Raw genomic sequence first — 18,205 nt, forward strand, 5'->3', positions numbered from 1 at the left:
ACAAAGGACAGAGGACGACCCCATCATTGGCAATGGGCCTTTCCCGTCTGGTCTTGCGTATATCCCGGATACTCTGGCGGCCCACAAAACCTGCTGTGTCACCTTTGAGGTCGAGCCGCTAGTTATAAACGGCAATATCGTCATCAGGGATTGGCGTTACGAGCAAGACCCCTACGGTGAATGGGACTATTGAGACCTATGTGCTCCGTGATTCGAGACGTGAGTCAAGACAAGATCGCCAGCGAAATTTGGCCTAATTTCGCTGGTCCAGATGGAGCGGCGGCGCCCCTTGATAATTGCGCTGAGTTTTACGAGCGAGCCTAACGTTTCACTCAAAGCGAAAAGGTCTGGGAGAAGATCAAGTCCATTGGATTCCACATTCCTCCCATGCATCTCGTATAAGTGATGCCCACTCCGTGTCATCAAACGAACGAGAAGAACTACGGTAAGCATCGGCAAACTCGCCCCCCACAGTGAGCAAGGCGTGCCATCTTAGATGCTCGAGAAAAGCACGCTTGCGCGAAGCTGAGCGGTATCGGGATGAAGGGGCTTCGTCTTCTTGTTGGAGTATCTCCAAATCGCTATCTGGCAGGGCTGCCCCCCACTGGATCATCGTCGATCCGACTCGGGTGGCAATCACTTCCGGAGCTAAGGAAAAGGTCTTGGCGAGCCTTGGCAAGTAGGCCGATTCATAGTCTTGCTCTTCGGCAAGCACCGCTTCTGGTCCGGCTATACACTCCCATGGAAAAGGTGTACAAACGCCTGTTAGAGTTGGTGGTACATTGGTTTGCACAGCGCCTACCTCCGTCGCAAGTTGACGTAGAAGAGGGTGGCACGTTCGAGTGTCGAGGATGCTCTGAAGCATGAGGCTGAGCTCCAGCGCTTGCTCTGATTTCAGAGCGCGCAGAAGCCCTAAGGCCAGCGACAAGTGCGTATCAAGATACCGAAACTCTCCTGACTCAGAGTTTAGGGGAGAGACATCAATGCTCTTCCAACGAGCGACGAGCTTTTCCAGCAGAGCTAAACGCTTGTGTTTGGCAAGAAACACTATGGCATCTGTCGCCGCTGTTCGTCGGCGTGGATTTTGGTCGCCCAGCCTAAGCCATATGAGGCCGGCTACGCACTCATCTGCGTTGCCTGCAGATGTTAGCCACTTTCGATGGCTGCCAACCGCATCGCGCTCTGCGAGGTGTGCAATCGGACTGTCCAAAAGACGCTTCACCATTGCCGATTTATCCTGAGTGTTGAGCCTCTCAGAGAGCATTGCTCCCAGCGCGAGCCATGTTGCTGGTGCGACATCGGCTTTACGTTCACTGGCTGCGGCCACAATGTTACTTGCCACTTCTTCGATAGGAGTGTGCGCCAGCATGACTAGCTTCGAAATCGTGTCGTCAAGTGAAGACGGCTCGCGAGACAAAGCCGACAGGTTTGCCTTTATCAGCATGCTTGCTAGTGCGGGACGAATATCCTGAATAGAAGTCATGACATGCCATGAGTCAAGGCAACATTGTATCGCCTTAAGGAGTGCATCCAGCTCACTCCACGGAGCACATACACCACTTAACGCTTGCACATGATTGGCCCGCTGATTGTATTTAACCTTGGCTCGTAAGCCATCGAAAAATAACTGAGCTGGTAGGTAAATTTCCTCGTCTAGCAGCTTCCAGGCGGCCTGAATCGCAGGTCCATCACAGGGGTCAGTTTCGGCAATCAGCTCTTTAAGCAATCTGTGTAATAGTTCCTGCTCAGGATTGGGATGATCTGAGCCGGCTTGGATGTCAGGGGGAAAACCTGGAACCACAACAGTTGCCGTATGTTCATTAATCAATTCGTCGAGTCGCTCCAAGGACGGGCGGACCTCGCCTTCATGCTCTGATGCAGCTGTTCTGAGGGCATGTAGCAGGAAGATTGGACGCTGTTTACTGTGTGCCCAGGCCAATTCCAAGTGATAAGTTAGTTCTTCGATGACTTCACTGAATTTCAAATCTCCGCGGGCGGATAGCGCATCAATGAGGCCAAGGTCCAAGTGTTCGCGGCGTTCAATAATTTCCAACCGAGTACTTTTCCACTGCTCAGGAGCCGCCAGAGCCAACAACGTCAATGCTTGTACAGAGTCAATCACGTGTCGTCTTAACAGATTGACTAGCACCGGAGCCAGTGAGTGGGAAAGCTTCACGTTGTTGTCGCGATCCCAGTGCCCTAATAGCACTAAGGCTCGATGGCCGAGTACAGCAGCCGCAGCTGCCCCGAACATTAGCCACGGGAATGTGCTTCCATAACCGCCAGGTTCACCTGATTCACAAAGACTAACGAACCGACTAGTTTGCGATACGTTCAGTTCAGACGACTCTACGTGCCGGCTCAAGGCAAAAACTCTGGATAAAAAAAAGCTATCCCTTTCATCAACATCATCGACGAGCTTTAATCCTTCTCGGTATAAGCCATATGACTCGTTGAGGGATGCGGGCAGAAGAGCCCGGGCCAGGGAAGCATAAGCATCTCGGCGCCAATTTAGTTCACGCATTTGCTTTATACGTGTGCTGCACCTGTCCGCTATCTCACCAGCTACCTCCTGCAGAGAAGGTTGGTCCGCGAAGTATTTGACATAGTTGATACCTTCAAATGCACGCTGCGAGCGAGTGTGCCACGCTTGAGCGAATGCTTTTGCATTGCTGACTGAAAATCTTTGGCTTACACGCAAGATGCGGAAGGTCAGGTTGCGGGCGAGATATTCGAGATTACTGGTCGAGGATGAGGTGTAATCCTCGACATCAAGTTCGTCTCTTATGTTTGTGCATGTGCTGATCAAGTCGGCCGCAGCTATGTCATTGAGTTTCGCCGGTTTGTCTAGGATAGCGGAACACATTGCCGTAATCTTCATCAAGGGGATGACTCTGGTACGGAGCGTTTTTACCATGAGTGCCTTTTCCTCGCGCTCTTCCGGGCTAACGCCTTCCAATACTTCCAAGTGCGAGGTGAGATTCTCGATAGTCGGTGCAGGAATCAGCTGCGCTATTCTCCTTAACTGCGAAGGCAAAATATCCATTAAGCAAGGCTGCCGCCCGGAAAGGAGTGCACTCAGCATGCTATCGAGTAGCCAGTTTGGCAGATCTTCCCCGTGTGCCCCTTTGCGGAAAGCACTCGTGTCGGGCGACATGATTTTGAGCGAGTTGCGTAAGGTGCGGCAGGTATCCAGCATACCGAGTCTGTAGGCACGTAATGCCGCATTCAATATGGGATCGTCATCTGATCTCAGTCGCAAACCTATCGGCTTGGCCATTATGCTTTTTGCCAATCGGTTCAGCAGCATCGCTTCGTCAGCGTGGGACAATTCGTGCAGTGTATCCAGCACACCGGCGAGTAGGCCGGGACATGACGTTTCAGAGTCGCGTAAAGCTGCAACTACTTCAACGAGAATGCTGGAGTTTTGAAGCGCTCGTGCTAGGAACAAAACCTGGAGTGTGATTTCAAAGGTATCACGTGGTGAGCGGCGTACGGTCCACCCGAAGAACGCATTGAAATCTCGCTGGCATAGTAGATAAAACGATACTGCGACGACGGCATAGTGTGTATCGGGAGCAGACGTATTACGTCCTTGCTGCAAATGCAGCCACTCTCTTGTGTAGTTCAGGTGCTGGGCGGAATTTCCTGGCGCGCCAGCTAAAAGGTTGGCTACGGTCAGTCGTGCATGACGCAGAGCTGGGTTGCGCGAGCGGAAGCGATACAATTGAAGCAGCGCATCATTGTCACCTAGGACCGCGGAGAGATCTGAACACGCGGCAATGTATTCGCTGCTTTTCTCTGCGGCGTGCTGTAGGGTGCCAGCCTCGACCAGTAAATTCACAATGATGGAGAGGTCATGGTCTATCGCTAACCGAAGCGCAGCTTGTACACGAGCAATTTTGATCCTGCGCCCCACTGTGGTCTCTAGGAGGTCCTTAGGCAGGCGGTGATTCAAAGCCATTTCGACAGCTGCATCGACATCTTTTAAGGCGACGAGAAGGTGAGGCAATGCCACGCCGGCATAATGTGACGTGTCTTGTAAGTTGCCCAAGCGATAGGCTAGCTCCGTCAGTACTTTCGGCTCTGACGCATAGTGCATGCGCACCCACGTTTCGGTCGGTTCATCGCGGAAGATTACGCCAAATGGTGTTTCTTCCAGTAATGGGCTCAGAGCCACAAACAGGCTTCGGGCCTCCTCAGGTGTGACGTCGTATGCTGCGGCATAATCGGTTACAGGGATAGGAACAGGAAGTACTGCTAGCCCTGCTAGGAACGGATCAAGATAGTCGGGGTCGTGGTTAAGGTCCGAGGCTTGTTGAATATGGTCCTTGATCAGCTGTTCGACTGTGATAGGGGTTTGTTGTCTGCTTGAACTCTCTGACTCATTCCAATGCTGAGTTAGAAACGCTAGTACGCGCGGGTTGCCACCCGATCGAGCAAATGCGATGTCCGCATCATTCAGTTGGATGTTGGACAGGGCGTCTACAAGATATTGGGCGGTTTCTTGCTGGGTGAAGGGTTGCAGTGCAAATTCTTCCACATACAATTTTTTACCCAGCAAATGTCGGCGTTCAGTCCTGCATGTCATGACTAAGCGCATCTGGGCGGGCAAGCCTTCAGCTTTGGCAAACGCTAGCAGTTGAGTTGGGAATGCCCTTTCGCCGAGATCAAGGGCCTGTTGTGCAGAGTTGTCGACACTGTCGAGTATCAGTACAAGCAAGGCGCCAGGCGAGATTTCCTGCAGTGTGGCCGAGGCTTCGCTCAGGCGTTTGGTGGCGGCCCGAAGCATCATACCGTCATCTGTCTGTCCTGGTAGGAGCGGATCGCAAAGCCCCTTGAGGGCCATTTGGTTGACGATGTGAAGCAAGCCACGATTCAGTCTGTGTCGTTCATCCGACAAGCCTCTGTAGGACCCCCCTCCAAAACAATCGAATAGAATGACCATGGAACCATCAGGTGCCGACTCACGCAGTTGCTGCATCAGCACGGTTTTTCCCATACCACCGGTACCGTGGACGAGCAAAGGTCGGTCGAGCGTTTTCAGGCGAGACATGATCTCGCTTCCTTGGCTGCGCAGCAGTTCTGCTCGCACCAGCGGGAACGCTTCCGGGGTCGGCAACAAATCCTCTACTTCTTCGAGCTGGAGGGCGTTCAACACGTCAGCGAGCCGGATCACGTTGTTGTCCTGGCCAGGGCTTTCAGCTTTAGCTCGAACCATTTCGTCCAAGCTGCCTACGCGCACCATTGATCCTAGGACGCTGCCTGCAGACCAGCTTTTGATCCGTAGCGCTAACGATTTCTTGAGGCCTTGGAGGGTCGGTTCTTGGCCCATGAACTCCAATCTGCTAGCAAATTCGGGATGATCGGTAGGATCTAGCTCCAAGACTCCTTTAATCTGCATCAATTGCGACGAGACGCAGTGATCGGTTGGCTCCCGCTCTGTTCTCAGAGCGTCGATTGCATCCAGGAAATGCTTACCGAATGGGCGATTGCTCACGACACAGAATGAGCGTTTGGCCATGCTATCTGTGCCACGGTGTGATTTGAGAAGGTCGGCCGCAGATATGGAGAATTTTTTCAGTGTTTTAGCCATATCGGAGGCTACTAAAGGGTCATGCGCCTTCGCGATCGAATACTTCAATTGCAGGATGACTTGCTTGTCGCAATCGGCGAGGCTGGTGCCTGCGCCGTAGTACAGGACAAGGTCGGCGACTTGGGCAGTCGCTTCATCGCTGCTGGCTTGGTCGACCGGTGAGAGACCCTCAACCGCGATACCTATCAGGGTGTCTTTCGGGTCTAGTAACTTTAGTGCCCAGCGTGCAGCCCAAGCTTCGTGGAAATGGTGCCCTTCGCGTGAGGCGCGCACTTTGTCGATCAATTTGATGTCCATTTCAATTGTGGTTGCTGGGCGATCACGGCGTCTGAACGACCGAAGAGTTGTGAATGCAAACCGCCGATGTAGCCGTGAGCGGCTTTTGCCCCATGAAAAATGGCGTAGATAGTCATTCGGCCATTACCACCCCGTCAACCTTTGAAGCTGACTTGTTGTGATGAACACTGCGAAGACCATCAGCCTTTATGAAGATTCGGCTTCGAATAGCCCTTGCTCAGAGGGCCTTACAATCAAGTGCTAGAGTGAAACCCTTTCTAGCTGCGGGGCGACATGTGTGCTCCAACACCGCTGCAGTGGCAGGCACACCAAGTAGTACATGAGCCAGCACGCATAGATGCTGGAATGCAGGTAGCAGCTACCGGATGCCAGCTTGCCATGTGCTAACTCGTGGCGCAGACATGGGCCCCCCTTGAGATTGAACAGCAGGTCAATCGAATAAATCAGGTCGATGCCAAAAATTGACTCCAACTGCTCTCGTCGGGTACGCAGCAGTGCACTCAGCGACCGGTCTTCTTGCAGTAATTCCTCGTCAAGTTTTGATGTATCGATCCCAGCGTCGCTGAGCACATGGCGTAGGGAGTTTTCGAGCTGCGGGAAAAGCAGATGGCAGGCGGACATCATGTCGCCCTGAAGGAAACGCGCCAGCCCCAGGGCGTAAATGTGCTCGAATCCTGACGGCACGAATGGACTAGCTGACACGATGGCCATCAGGTGCCGGTCGTCGACAGGGAATTTGGCCATGAGGGTTCGGGCAGCTGGCTTTATTCGGCTTTCAACCCACATTTGGTAATGGATGTCCAAGTAGCGAAGGCTCTCATGGTCATACCATTCAGGTGGTGGTGTTTCGTTGAGATTGATGGTCGGTGCTTGTGTGACGACCCGGCCCAGGGCGTCGGTGTAGATTTGCCCGTTGAAAAGGTCGGACAGGAATGAGTCGCTGCGGCCACGGATGATTTCCGTGTGCAGCGCCATTTTCTCCGGTACCTCGCAGATCCGGGCAAATGTGTAGAAGAATTCTGGAAGCGTCAGATCCTTGAAGATATTGATGGTGCCTTGGCGCTCCTCGCTCAAATCCATCGGGATCTGGAAGGAAGAGAACTCGTGAGCAGCCTGCGCTTGCAGCTCCAGCAACTCAGCCTTCAACGCTTCCAGTTCTGCATGCATGCTTGGAATAGCCCGAAGCTCCCCTATGGCATCTCGCGTCCAGCTGGCTCTGGCCATGAAGCTGTCTACGCCTTCGCGCATCCTGAGCGTCTGCTCGATCGCCTTTAACTTGCAGCGCTTGAAGCCAGTGTGATCCTTGGACTGATGATGGGCGAGGGCGGCAAGCTCCCACACGACTTTGACGGCCATGGCGTATTCGCCGGCAGCGGCGGCGTTTGCCGACTTCTCCGCATCCTGCGCAACTTGCGCCCATTCAATCAGGTTGAAGGACTGGCCTAGCCGAGCCAATCGATCAAGCGACGTGAAACATCTCAGTTTCTGGGCGTGAGTGTAGAGACGGTTCCACGTTGTGAGCACGATCTCGGGCGGTGTTTTCCGCTTGCCTGTGCTGGCTACGATGTGGAAGGCCCTTTCGATCAGGTCGACGACTTTGGAGGACAGCCCAGAGGGTGGCTCGTACCTGAACGAGAGCTTGTCGTCCAGGTAGAACTCGATCGTTTGACAGTAGGAAGTGATCGCCAAGCCGGCGCTTCGATGCAGGTTTCGATGGTTGTACCAAGCCACATCTGCCACCCGAGCTCGGAGCAGGGGGTGGTCGATTATTTCGGCGATGGTGGCAAGGGCCTGGCTCTGCTCTCCAGCGATGTCGGCAGGGATGGGCGTGCGCATGCCGTCACTGATCAACCTTGGGCCGAAGACGTCTTGGCGATCTACGGAGAAATGGTAAGAGCACACCACCATGAGCACTCTGTAAGCCCGATAGCCGCTGTAGTTCTTGTCCGCCAGCGCCTGCCTGGAACGTGAACTCAGTTCAGAGTCGAGCGAGTAGAAGTCGAGCGTATCGACAGTCTCCAGCAGCCGATTGATCTCGGTATGCTGGAAATCATCGACAGAAGCAAATTCGAGCCGGGAGCGATCTGGTTCGTTGTCGATGATCGTATCCGGTGCTACGGGCGCTTCCAGAACCGGCGCCATGCCCGTCGCAATGTCCGACTCCTGTCCGGCTCCTTGCACTCCGTCCTGATCTTCGGATGGCCTGTTCTGATCGCTCATTCCCTCTCCCTGCATTGGATGATCTCACTGAATGATCTCACTGCACTGGATGATCTCACTACGCTGGCGGTGATTTGCATGGTTGTTTCTGAATGCAAAAGCGTTCCGCCGCAGCCTCCAAGCACACCGCCACAGGCTAGCTTTACTGGCAGCTTGCCATCCAGTCAATATGTCACTATCTTGTGGTTTTTTACGGGCTCATCACTACATATGGTGGTTTCCACGAGCTGACATCATCTGCGGTGTAATCGCCTGGTACGGGCAATCTGGCTCCAGCGTCATTCTCTTCTGTCGGGGATGACATAGCACGCAGAGGTGCATAAAAGGACTTCTATGCGGTTGATCAATTTCCATACCGAGCACCCTGCAACTCAGGACGTGTTCCCCGGTGGTAGTCATGACAAGGTGGCGAGCGCGATCCACCGTCATTTGCTGAGTGACGGCCCCTCAAAGGTTGTCGGCCTGGATGGTGAGTTCGGCTCCGGTAAGAGCTCGATTCTGAGCATGCTGAAGGCAAAGCTGACGGCAGCTGACTCTGATTTCAGGGTCTGGTTTTTCGACTGCGAGCAGAATTACCAGGGCTCGACCAAGAGCAATTTCATCGAGCTCTTCACTGATGAGGTGCTCAAGGAAGTGCCTCATGTCAGCAGGGCTGCCGAGACCCTGAAAGCCTCTCGCGATCGAGCCCTCGGGCGCTTGTTCGAATACAACAAACGGACAACGAGCCGGGTCAGTGCCTGGGCGTTGGCACTGATCGCCAGCCTGTTCTTCGCCGCCACCTCATTCCGGGAGCTTTTTGCACTTTCGCGCAGTTCCCATGCGGCCATCACAGGGACGTCGCCGGAAGCCGCCGCGCTCACCAACACACTGCAAGACCCCTTCTGGTGGCTTGTAGGGGTGCACCTCATTTCATTTTTCAGCCCGGTGCTGATCCTTGGCGCCGCCAAGCTCTGGCATAGGAAGGTGCGGGTCGGCACCCAGAAATGGAGCCTTCTCAGCCTATTCAAGGGCTCTAGTGACGATCATATTTAAGAGAAGGTTGAGGTTGGCAAGGAGGTGACGCCCCTTGATCTCAAGAAGACCCTTCTTGAACAGCTGAAGGTGGTTGAGGACAAGCGTTTTGTCATCATCCTGGACAACCTTGATCGGCTGCCAAAGGACAGCCTGCGGTCGGTCTGGAGCGATCTGGAGATCTTTATTGAAGTCGCTACCCAGGCTGCGAACCTGACGGTGATCGTGCCGTTTTGCTCCAACAAGGTGGCGGAATACCTGAAGGCTGACGGTGATCGACGGTACGATGCCAGGGACTTCATAGCGAAAAAATTCCCGGTGGTTTTCCGTTCTCCGCCAGTCATTACCTCCGGCTGGAAAGATGGCTTCCGTCAGTTGTGGAACCACAGCTTCCCTGATAGCGATGGGAACGTCATTGAGCAGTGCGCACAACTGCTGCAGCGCCACAGCCCCATGGCCAACAACCTGGTCACGCCCCGGCTTCAGAAGAAATTCATCAACGACATCGCCACGACAGCCTTGGTGGTAGGGGAGGAGATCAGTCTCCTGGCAATCGCCAGCCATCTCCTCCTCTGTAAATATGCTGACCTTTCGCTGGTGGAGACACTGCGAACGGATGGGTTCTCGGATACCTATCTGAAAGTAGTTGGGGAGGAGCAAGCGGGGCTGGTCAAGGACACTAAAACCCTGCTGGGCGCCACTCTTGGCGATTCCATGGAGACCGGGTGGCAGATCCAATTCCTGCAAATCCATTATCTGACCACGGGTGATATCGCGATCGCGGAGCTCTTGGACACGCCGTTGGCAGCAGCCTTTGCCAACGAGGATCACGACGCGTTGGGTGAGCTTACTTCACTGTTCGGCTTCTCTGACGCCATGAAGCGCCTTCTATCCCAGCGTCCATCGCTGGCTTCTCTGTTGCCAACCATTTCCAAGGCACATCAGGCGCGTGAAGGCGACTGGATTGAGCCGCTCCTGCAGTTGATCAATGACACGCAACTTGATCTGTTCGGCGAATCGAAAGCGGGGACTGAGGAGTTCTACGAAGCCGTGCAGTATTGCAGAGGCCGTGGGTTGAAGGCTCGGTTGCTTGCTAATCATGGCAGCCAGCTGAAAACCGGCCTGCTGAAAATTCTGAACGGTGCGTTCGATCCTGAGCAACTGACGCCGGCCTGGGATCTGATGCAGGAATACGACTATTACCTCCAAGCGTTAGGGCTGGAGTTTGAAGCAGTCGTTGTTAAGCGTTCCGAGTATGTGATGCACCTGCTGCCTGATATTGCCCATCTGAACGTGATCAAGGCCAGTGGGTTTACCTTTGCGAACGCTGGGCTGCCAGATGCACACGCGCAGCTGGTCAGCTGTGCCGATCACCAGATGGGCATAGCGGTAATGCCGAACAATTGCGTCGTGCCTGCGCTCGAATGGTTGTACCGCGTGCGTAGGTTTGGCGGCGGTATTACCGGTGGCATCTCGGCTGGTGACGTGGCCATTCTGGCGAAAGCTACAGGCGCTGCAGGCGAAGTGGATAGCGCGGTGCTGGGGCTTGGGTTGGCTGCGACTGTCGACCAGATCATCGTCACCGCGATTGCAACGTTGCTGGCGAACAATACCCGTCCTCTGATAAAGGCGGTGGCGGCAGTGACGTACATTCGGCAAGCCGACGCCGATTCGCTCGTTAAACTCGATGATCTGGATGGTGTCTTCGAGTCGTCAGTCTTCCGGGCCTTGGCAAACGCATCGCTTACCACAGCGGATTTGTTCCAACTGGTTGACGACGCCCAAGTGGGTGAGTCGGTTGCGACCTACCTGGCGCACCTCATTCAAGAGCGGCGTATTGGGCAACTGAGCTACCAAATGGTTGCTCACAAATTTAGCGTGATTACTCAGGCGCTTTCCAAGGCTGGCCTTGCTGAGACCGATTTCGCGGCTTGGCTCACAGCTTGGGACACTCATATTGCAGAAGCCTCCACGGACGCTCTGAAGGCGGACGTCCGATTGATCAGTGTCGTCATGGAGGCGGATAAAAGTGTGCTGCCGAAAACTCGGGAGGGTCTACTCAAGCAGCTCACGAGCGAGGAGCGGACTTGTGATGAGTGGGTACAGACCATCTCGGCGGGGGCCAAGCAGCACCAGGCAATCCTGAATGGGATAGTGAGCAATCAAGAGCCTATACAGTCGATCGCGGCTGATGGCGATGCCTTGGTCAACGTGCTCAACTCCCTCGCCAGCGGCATCGTGACTTCGCCGTGGGGAGCGCCCCAGTACGCCATGATGGATTCGCTGCTCAGTTTGCTTGATGCCCAGCAGCGCAACGTCATCGGTATACGATTGAGAAAGATGCTCTTCGCGGAGTCGGTGGAGCCTGATGATTTCGCAATCCCGTTATCGAAATATGGCCATCTCATCCCGGATGTTCAGCCGTCTAACCCGCAAGAGGTTCAACGAATCGTCCTGTTCCTGGCGTACCTGAGCCGCAACCCCGACAGCCTTCTCCTCTTGGCCAAATTATTCGATGCGAAGGCCGAACAGATCGCAGCGTTCAAGTACTCGCCAGAACTCAGGAGCACGATGGGGGAAGCTGTTGCCAAGCTGTCTGAAATCACCCCGGCCCTCTACAAAAAGTTTGCTCAAACCAAAGGCTTCAAACGCCTGATCCAGTCGCTCACAAGGGCCGCGCGAGATCCAGAACCTGAACAAGACGCGTAACGGATTGTTCCCGTTTAGGGCCTAAATACTAAGTCGACGAACCATTGGAGATGTCGGAACAGACGAAAATTTGAAGGTTATAGCGACGGTCGTGGTATGACCGTCACTATCCATCTAGCAGCGGCTTAGCATGAGTATCCCGCCTCTTCTCACTGCTTAAAAGTCAGTCACCTTTTTTGTGTTTATGTACTTCCAGATCTGGATGTTTGGATTTATTTTCTTCGGTAACACGACGGCGCTGGTCCTTTTTGCCGGTGGATTCAGCGATCGGTTTGGGGCCGGGTTTAATACTCATGTCTTTAACTCCTTCGATTGATAATGTGTTTCTAAATAAATCTATACGCCTGTACAGTGAAGCTACGGGGCCACCAACTCTGCAAGCTTGGCTGCGATATCTCCAAAGGTATCTTCAGCTGTGCTCAGGCCGCTTCTCGAGCCTAGTAAAGGACTGACCTCGCGAAGCGATTCGTATGTTGTGTCGTGAACGACGGGAACCAGCAGATCCCTTGCGAGAAGCGCGGAAAGCTCTTTGTCGGCGATTCCTTCGGCCGTTAGGCGGCGCAGCAAAGCAGGGGTCACCAGCACAATTCCTACTCGAGACTTCGCCAATCCCTTATCAATTTCACGTAGTAACGAAGAGCCTAGGAGGACATCTTTCTCGCTGAACCAAACGGAAACACCGAGCGACTCGAGTACATCATGCAGCTCCTTGGCGGATCCTTTCCGGTCGTCCCAGGCGTGACAAAGAAAGACGTCTCGTAGATCAGGTACTGTCGTACGCCTCTCGACATTTTCGCGTATCGGGGTGAGGGTTCGTACTTCGGCGGAGGTGTAGGCTACAGAGGATCCGGGTTTCGACCAACGCGGCTTTGCGCTGCTGGATGAGCCGCCGCTGCGACCACCTCCGTCATGAGACGGTGATGAATAGGACGGAGCATAGAGCGAGGATGAATACGATCGCGATGCGTAAGCGCTGTATCCGCCGCCACATGCGGGACACGCCGCTCTTGCGCTTGCCGAACGATGACCATGTACCGGTGCTGTACATCTAGACATTTCGTAAACCTTCCGTTTTTAGCTGCTCGCCCAGATGATTACGCAGCGGCTGTGCCGAGCCATCAGCTTCTTGAGAGCACTGCAGCCCATCCTTATTGACTCGAAATCACCGTCGCTTCGGAGCGTGATTTCAATATGACAGCACGAAAGATAGTCAATAGCGCGAATTTCGCTAGTAGCTTTAGCGTGAATGTTGGCGATCAGCTTCCGTGACAAATGCCGCCATGCTCTACACTTATTCATCAAAGCGGGTAACTCTCCATCCAGCCTCAGGGTCTCTGACGTTCAATGGCCCCATTATCGAACGTCGCCTATGGGTAGAAAGTTGGCCTTCAAGATTGGGTTATCTGATCAATGCGAGGTAGGGGTTATCTATCGGCTGCTCACTGGTAAGGCCAGCTGTGCCCAACAGCAGGTAGCCATTTAGAACGCTTGTTTTGCGTGGCCCTCTTACAGCGCACGACCAGATATTCTGCCCGCCAGGCCGCTTTACATGCATGCCCAGCTTCTCAAAATGACGTTGAATGCGGCGCCAAGGTTCTTCCTGGTCGCTTCCTTCAGGCTGCCCAGGATGCTCGGCAGCATAGCGTTGGAAAATACCCGGAGTGACCAGGAAAAAAGTGCCGTCCACGGTATGGACCTTGGCCTTGCTGTCGTTGACCATTAATTGCCGACTGTGAATGCCTTCGCGCAGCCACTCGATAAAGGCCAATCCCGCGTCGTCCTGGCCCGGCGAAGTGGTAGGCCGGAAGCGCTCCGCACTGGATCCAGCCTGGAGCTCAGCTGGCTTCTGCAGCATGTCCATCAGATCGTCTAGGTAGTCGAGCTCCTGAGTCAGCGGCACAGCCGCGGGTTGTTTTACATCCGAACTTGTTTGCGGCTGTACTGGAGCCGGCTCGCCAGTCTCACTGGTTGATAGGGAAAAATTTGTCACCGGCTCAATAGTGCCACTGAAGTATTCAGGTCGGGGCTCATCGGCCCAGATCAGGGTCGGCTGCAGACGGAGGAAGGTGAAGCGATGCTGCCAGTCACCGTCCGTGACAATGGCGCTCCACACTGCTTTACCTTCCGGTGTCGCTTCTACCAATCCATGTGACTGCAGCTCATCGAACAAGGCGATGTTGGATGAGGGAACTCCGTTCACGGCCTGAGCCAGCAGATGCGCGCGCAGCTTGTCGGTGGTGGTCTTGCTGACCAGCCACAGGTGGTCTTCAGTTAGCCAGCCGGCTGCGCCGGGCTGGTTGAGCTTGAACTCGCTCTTGACCAGATGGCGCAGTCCCGTGAGCAAGTGGTGCTGCAGGGAGTGCTTGGGCGCCTGCAAGGCCTTCGCGGGATTAGCACCGATGTTCTGTGCGGTGGACACCCGGTCAGCTTGCAGCACCAGTTCCCCGAGCGTCCCCGCGTGCTCGTAGTGGTCGGCTAGGAGGAACAGCAATTGGCTCCATAATTCGGGGTAATCGCTGAGCCAGTCGAGGAGGGCTGGCGTCAGGATCTGCCTATAGAGCAGCCCGGCCGCGGCACCGTGCAGCTTGTAATCGCGGCCTGGGTGGTAGCGGAAACGGTAGGGCTGGTTCAGCGGGCCGTGCCAGGGGTGCCAGCGTTCGGCATTCTGGTACTCCACCTGCAAATCGATGGCGATTTTGCCGATGTCATGGAGCAGGGCACCGTAGGCAATCGCGGCGCTCCAGGCATCGGCTTGTGCCGCCTGGTCTTCCGGTGCAGCGCCGCTGGGGAGGAGGTAGGACTGGCGTAGCTTCAAGCTGCAGGCCACCAGCTCCAACCCGTGATCGAGCATGCCCCCGGGATAGGCGTGATGATGGCTTTCGCTGGCCGGGAGTTGCTGTACGTAGCCGGCGTAACGGCGGATGGGCTCGAGGTAAAGCCGATCAAACTGCGCTTCGGAGAGGGCCGTATACTGCCAGATACGTTCGAGCAGCTTTCTCCGGTGATCGGCGGCGAGTAGAGATTCGGCCGACTGAGGAAGCATGAAGCCCTCGACGAAGGGAGAGGGAGTGAGCTCTGCCGCCTCACCTTTTCGAAATTTCAACCACCAGCGTTTCATCGCATGACCTGCTGTTCGTTCGGGAGGTCCTTTTGCCTTTTTGGATAGAGCTCTTACCCTTGCGCCCCCTTCCATTGCCGCCGTTACCCTTTACCGCCTTGGCCTTGTTCGCGTGTGTGATAATTTGAAGCCAGGTCCATCGGGATCGGCGGCCGCTCGGAATAGCGGTCCCTTTGTTCAGGGCGTAAACTGCTCGGCATCATTGCTAGAGCGTGGGCGCGGATGACGTTGAGTGATGCGGTATTGGTCGTGTTATTGGCCGATCGGATTCATGGCACGGATGCGGCCATCCGATCTGCGGCCAAGCGCTGTGCGAAAAAGCTACCGCGCAGCCAGCGCGATATTTTGTTCAAAGTCGGGAATAGCGCAAACCCGAGGCAACTTGTGGCGCACCTGTGTCAGCACTTGTCAGATTGAGCGACCAGGCGAGGTCGTTTTAACCGGCGCCTCGCAAGAGCGCGTGCGCTTTAAGTAAACCCTCGGTTAAATCCGCAGTCTCAGTTATTATCCCAGCACTTGCCTCATACCTAGGAACATCATTCATGTCCAAACTTGCCGAGTTCAAAGCACTGGAAGCGCAACTGGCCGCGCAGCTGCAACAGCTGGATGCCATGAAAAACGACTCGGGTTTGAAGCGAGAAATCGAGTTTGAACAGAAGCTTAAAGCGTTGATGGAACAGTACGGCATGGGCCTGCGCCAGGTTATCAGCATTCTGGATCCGTCCAAGGGCCTGAGCGTACCGGTCGCGAGTGCGGTCAGCAGCAGTCAGCGCAAGCCTCGCGAGCTGAAACGCTACAAGCATCCGCAGAGCGGTGAGATTGTGGAAACCAAGGGCGGCAACCACAAGATCCTTAAGCAGTGGAAGCAAGAGCACGGCTCGGACACTGTAGAGAGCTGGCTGCAGTAATCACTGGCGTCCTGACTGCGGCGGATGCCGCACAGCAGAAAAAACAAAGGCCCCGTATAGGGGCCTTTTTGCTGGGTGTGGAATCACGCGGTGAGGCGAGAGGACGTATCCGTGGCCTGATCAGACTGCAAGGCCAACAGGTACTCAGAGGCTTCCCGAGCCTGACCACTGGCGCGGAAAATGGCTCGTTTGTCCTCCTTGAGTATCTTCAGCCAGGACGCCAGGTATTCCTCGTGACGCAACTCACCTGTGGTACCGGTGAATGCGCAGAGAAACGCGGCGCCCATTTCTGCGACCAGTTCCTCAAAGGCATACGCTGTGGAGCCGAATGCATGCCCGTCGGTGATACCTTCACGGTTCAGACGCGACCGGTGGCCCGACCAGTGTGTCAGCTCATGCAGAGCCGTTGCGTAGTAGCTGCCGACGTCTTCGAACTGAGCCTTCGTAGGCAGTTGGATCAGATCACGAATCGGTTGATAGAACGCGTCATCGCTGTAGCGATGCTCTATACGCGCCCCGCTGGCGACCAGCAGTTGCTCGGCCGGTTCATGGTCGATGAAGGTCGCGAGCTCGGCGTGCTCAGCGGTGGCTGGCTTCTCATCAGGCAAGCCCCCGGTCTGCTCGATATTGAACAGGCAGTGCGTGCGCAGGAGTGCGAACTGCACCAATTTGATGTTGCCCTGTTCATCGCGAACGACCTGGCCGTCCTCGTCATGCGCCTCCTTGCTCATCGGTTTGTACAGTACCGCGAGGGTGGATTGCTCGCCCTTGCGTACATGGCCGCCAGCCTTGCGTGCCTGATTGAAGGTCAGCCAGCGGTCCTGGGTGAATCCTCGCAGGCGGGCCTCAGCCCACAACAGTGGAACGTTGATGCCGGCGTAGGGCCGCCGGGTAATGGCGTTGATGGGAAATGGGGAGTCAGCGCTCGTACCTGTGGTGGTCCAAGGTTTGATCCAGGGGATCACGCCCTGGCTCAGGGCACTGACGATCTTGTTGGTGACGTCCAGGTAGATATCGGACATGGCGTTCTCCGGTCGTGAAGGGGGAACGCTGCCCGGCCGGGAAGGGTTCCCGGTGGGGGTAGAGGAGGCTGCGACGGTGCTGAGTGGGTCAGAGGGCGGCGATGTCTACCACGCTCTCATCAGGCATTCTGATGAGCAAAAAAGCCGGGCCGCTGCGTGGTATGACACGAGCCAGCTGAAGCTGCGGCAGATGGGCAATTTCTGAAGGGCCGTTGCTCAGCAGGTCGAGTTGCAGTGCTATGGGACGGTGCAGGGCAAGCGGTGCAGAAGTCAGCGCGCTATTGAGCAGGCCAGCCAAGCGCAGTGCAGACTGTCCAACCGGCTCCTCGCCTGTGGCTGGTTCAATGAACTGCCGCCAGACACCTGGGCTCAGCACAATGGCAATGGAGAGGTGGTTCATCCTGGACATGGTGGCCTCCGGTTAGCAGATTTCGCGTCACCTTTCTGAGGTTTGGTGTGGATTTGCCCGATCCGATCAACCCGCCGAGCAGGGAGCGTCCGTCCATTAAAACGCGCCTGAGCGTGGGGTCAATCCCCGATCCTGACCTCTTTGAATGGGGCTATCCAGGGCGTTCCAGGGAAGACTATCGGCCTTGAATTCCTGACCAAGGGCGATCCTCAGTCAGTCTGAACGTAGTATGTAATGTCTCCCGAAAGGCCTGCTAGGTGCCTCTCGGGAAGCGCGAAGTGCTCGCTTTTACGTTCAAGCTTTTCCCGCAGGATCAACCTCGGCGGCCAGGTAAAGGTGGGTGGAGGTGGCCTCCACCACCAGCGATCCTGCAGTGCCGCGAAGGCTGGCGAGAACGGGATCATTGATGTCAAAGTACTCGGCAAAATCATCGCCGCCAAATTCATCGTGGGCGCGATTCCACCAGGCGTCGAAGTCGTCGACGGCAGGGTTGCAACCGGTTGCATAGGCCACGCGTTTACGCCCACCGCCATCCGCTTTGCTTTCGCCAACCTCTGACATGAGGTAGACGCCGTGGTCTTTGACCAATATCACTCTGCAACCGTTGATACCGGCCTCTGCCAAGACGGCGTGAAGTTCAGTGCCTGTGAAACGCAGCATGATGAGATCCTCCAGAAGGTGCGGAGGAATGCCACCCATGCGGGAGAATTCCCAGCACTGGAATGGATTGGGTTGGGTGCGTCGAAGACGCAGGCTCAATGAGCTATGGGGGATTGGAAGGCGTTCATCACCGGGGAACGGTGACCATGCGAGCTGCCGAACGCGAATCGCATTTGGGGATAACCATCACAAACGTGACGTAGCCTCAAAGGTTACGGCTACCTGGGATGCTGGATAACCAGCGATTGCACTTAC

14 protein-coding genes are annotated in these 18,205 nt (G+C 55.3%); 5 read left to right on the plus strand and 9 right to left on the minus strand.

The annotated features are described in order from the left end of the window. The coding region (locus APH36_RS32320; protein ID WP_218187324.1) for a hypothetical protein at window positions 1–193 on the plus strand (193 nt) is incomplete at its 5' end. Window positions 194–358: 165 nt separating this feature from the next. Here APH36_RS32320 and APH36_RS12625 read toward each other — a convergent pair. From APH36_RS12625 to APH36_RS12630, 3 genes are all read right to left on the minus strand, one after another. Continuing rightward, entirely contained in the window at window positions 359–5,893 is a 5,535-nt protein-coding gene (locus APH36_RS12625; protein ID WP_060498883.1) for an NACHT domain-containing protein, read from the minus strand. Beyond that, window positions 5,878–6,009, minus strand: coding sequence for a hypothetical protein (locus APH36_RS32645; protein WP_256219208.1), 132 nt, complete (start codon window positions 6,007–6,009; stop codon window positions 5,878–5,880). The genes APH36_RS12625 and APH36_RS32645 overlap by 16 nt, the downstream gene beginning before the upstream one ends. A gap of 124 nt (window positions 6,010–6,133) precedes the next feature. Further along, the gene (locus APH36_RS12630) at window positions 6,134–8,113 is read right to left on the minus strand and encodes a DUF4209 domain-containing protein (protein WP_060499041.1); all 1,980 of its coding nucleotides are present in this window, start codon (window positions 8,111–8,113) and stop codon (window positions 6,134–6,136) included. Window positions 8,114–8,446: 333 nt separating this feature from the next. Here APH36_RS12630 and APH36_RS32650 point away from each other — a divergent pair, with 333 nt between their 5' ends. After that, window positions 8,447–9,145 carry a P-loop NTPase fold protein gene (locus APH36_RS32650; RefSeq protein WP_060498884.1) on the plus strand — a complete coding sequence of 233 codons (699 nt, stop codon included), beginning with the start codon at window positions 8,447–8,449 and terminating at the stop codon, window positions 9,143–9,145. A gap of 24 nt (window positions 9,146–9,169) precedes the next feature. Beyond that, window positions 9,170–11,833: a P-loop NTPase fold protein gene (locus APH36_RS30740; RefSeq protein WP_233462736.1), complete on the plus strand. Its 2,664-nt coding sequence runs from the start codon at window positions 9,170–9,172 to the stop codon at window positions 11,831–11,833. 163 nt (window positions 11,834–11,996) lie between these two features. Here the strand turns inward: APH36_RS30740 and APH36_RS32655 are convergent, their stop codons facing one another. The 3 genes from APH36_RS32655 to mobH form a co-directional block, all read right to left on the minus strand. Next, on the minus strand, window positions 11,997–12,128 hold the full coding sequence (locus APH36_RS32655) for a hypothetical protein (protein ID WP_256122401.1): 132 nt from the start codon (window positions 12,126–12,128) through the stop codon (window positions 11,997–11,999). 62 nt (window positions 12,129–12,190) lie between these two features. Then, window positions 12,191–12,634 (minus strand): toll/interleukin-1 receptor domain-containing protein, encoded by a 444-nt coding sequence (locus tag APH36_RS32660; RefSeq protein ID WP_256219224.1) that lies wholly within the window; start codon window positions 12,632–12,634, stop codon window positions 12,191–12,193. A gap of 598 nt (window positions 12,635–13,232) precedes the next feature. Then, on the minus strand, window positions 13,233–14,951 hold the full coding sequence (mobH, locus tag APH36_RS12650) for a MobH family relaxase (RefSeq protein WP_060498886.1): 1,719 nt from the start codon (window positions 14,949–14,951) through the stop codon (window positions 13,233–13,235). Between the two features lie 222 nt (window positions 14,952–15,173). On the opposite strand from mobH, the gene APH36_RS32665 reads away from it, so the two are divergent. Further along, window positions 15,174–15,368 carry a hypothetical protein gene (locus APH36_RS32665; RefSeq protein WP_082426382.1) on the plus strand — a complete coding sequence of 65 codons (195 nt, stop codon included), beginning with the start codon at window positions 15,174–15,176 and terminating at the stop codon, window positions 15,366–15,368. A gap of 125 nt (window positions 15,369–15,493) precedes the next feature. After that, complete coding sequence (locus APH36_RS12655; protein ID WP_060498887.1) at window positions 15,494–15,859, plus strand: histone-like nucleoid-structuring protein, MvaT/MvaU family; 366 nt, start codon at window positions 15,494–15,496, stop codon at window positions 15,857–15,859. 83 nt (window positions 15,860–15,942) lie between these two features. Here the strand turns inward: APH36_RS12655 and APH36_RS12660 are convergent, their stop codons facing one another. The 3 genes from APH36_RS12660 to APH36_RS12670 all read right to left on the minus strand — a co-directional run bounded on the left by APH36_RS12660 (window position 15,943) and on the right by APH36_RS12670 (window position 17,950). Beyond that, entirely contained in the window at window positions 15,943–16,881 is a 939-nt protein-coding gene (locus APH36_RS12660) for an ArdC family protein (RefSeq protein WP_060498888.1), read from the minus strand. Between the two features lie 88 nt (window positions 16,882–16,969). Next, window positions 16,970–17,290, minus strand: a complete 321-nt coding sequence (locus APH36_RS12665) for a hypothetical protein (protein ID WP_233462737.1) — start codon at window positions 17,288–17,290, stop codon at window positions 16,970–16,972. A gap of 294 nt (window positions 17,291–17,584) precedes the next feature. Beyond that, window positions 17,585–17,950 (minus strand): DUF3085 domain-containing protein, encoded by a 366-nt coding sequence (locus APH36_RS12670; protein WP_082426383.1) that lies wholly within the window; start codon window positions 17,948–17,950, stop codon window positions 17,585–17,587. Between the last annotated feature and the right edge of the window lie 255 nt (window positions 17,951–18,205).

It is taken from the genome of Pseudomonas sp. NBRC 111133 (genome assembly GCF_001320605.1).
GTDB lineage: Bacteria > Pseudomonadota > Gammaproteobacteria > Pseudomonadales > Pseudomonadaceae > Aquipseudomonas > Aquipseudomonas monteilii.

Excerpts from the sequence above, each read along its gene's own strand:
- APH36_RS32665 (WP_082426382.1), top strand. The coding sequence starts at position 15,174 with ATGACGTTGAGTGATGCGGTATTGGTCGTGTTATTGGCCGATCGGATT.
- APH36_RS12670 (WP_082426383.1), bottom strand. The coding sequence starts at position 17,950 with ATGCTGCGTTTCACAGGCACTGAACTTCACGCCGTCTTGGCAGAGGCC.
- APH36_RS12655 (WP_060498887.1), top strand. The coding sequence starts at position 15,494 with ATGTCCAAACTTGCCGAGTTCAAAGCACTGGAAGCGCAACTGGCCGCG.
- APH36_RS12665 (WP_233462737.1), bottom strand. The coding sequence starts at position 17,290 with ATGTCCAGGATGAACCACCTCTCCATTGCCATTGTGCTGAGCCCAGGT.
- APH36_RS32645 (WP_256219208.1), bottom strand. The coding sequence starts at position 6,009 with ATGACTATCTACGCCATTTTTCATGGGGCAAAAGCCGCTCACGGCTAC.
- mobH (WP_060498886.1), bottom strand. The coding sequence starts at position 14,951 with ATGAAACGCTGGTGGTTGAAATTTCGAAAAGGTGAGGCGGCAGAGCTC.
- APH36_RS32655 (WP_256122401.1), bottom strand. The coding sequence starts at position 12,128 with ATGAGTATTAAACCCGGCCCCAAACCGATCGCTGAATCCACCGGCAAA.
- APH36_RS12625 (WP_060498883.1), bottom strand. The coding sequence starts at position 5,893 with ATGGACATCAAATTGATCGACAAAGTGCGCGCCTCACGCGAAGGGCAC.
- APH36_RS32650 (WP_060498884.1), top strand. The coding sequence starts at position 8,447 with ATGCGGTTGATCAATTTCCATACCGAGCACCCTGCAACTCAGGACGTG.
- APH36_RS12660 (WP_060498888.1), bottom strand. The coding sequence starts at position 16,881 with ATGTCCGATATCTACCTGGACGTCACCAACAAGATCGTCAGTGCCCTG.
- APH36_RS12630 (WP_060499041.1), bottom strand. The coding sequence starts at position 8,113 with ATGAGCGATCAGAACAGGCCATCCGAAGATCAGGACGGAGTGCAAGGA.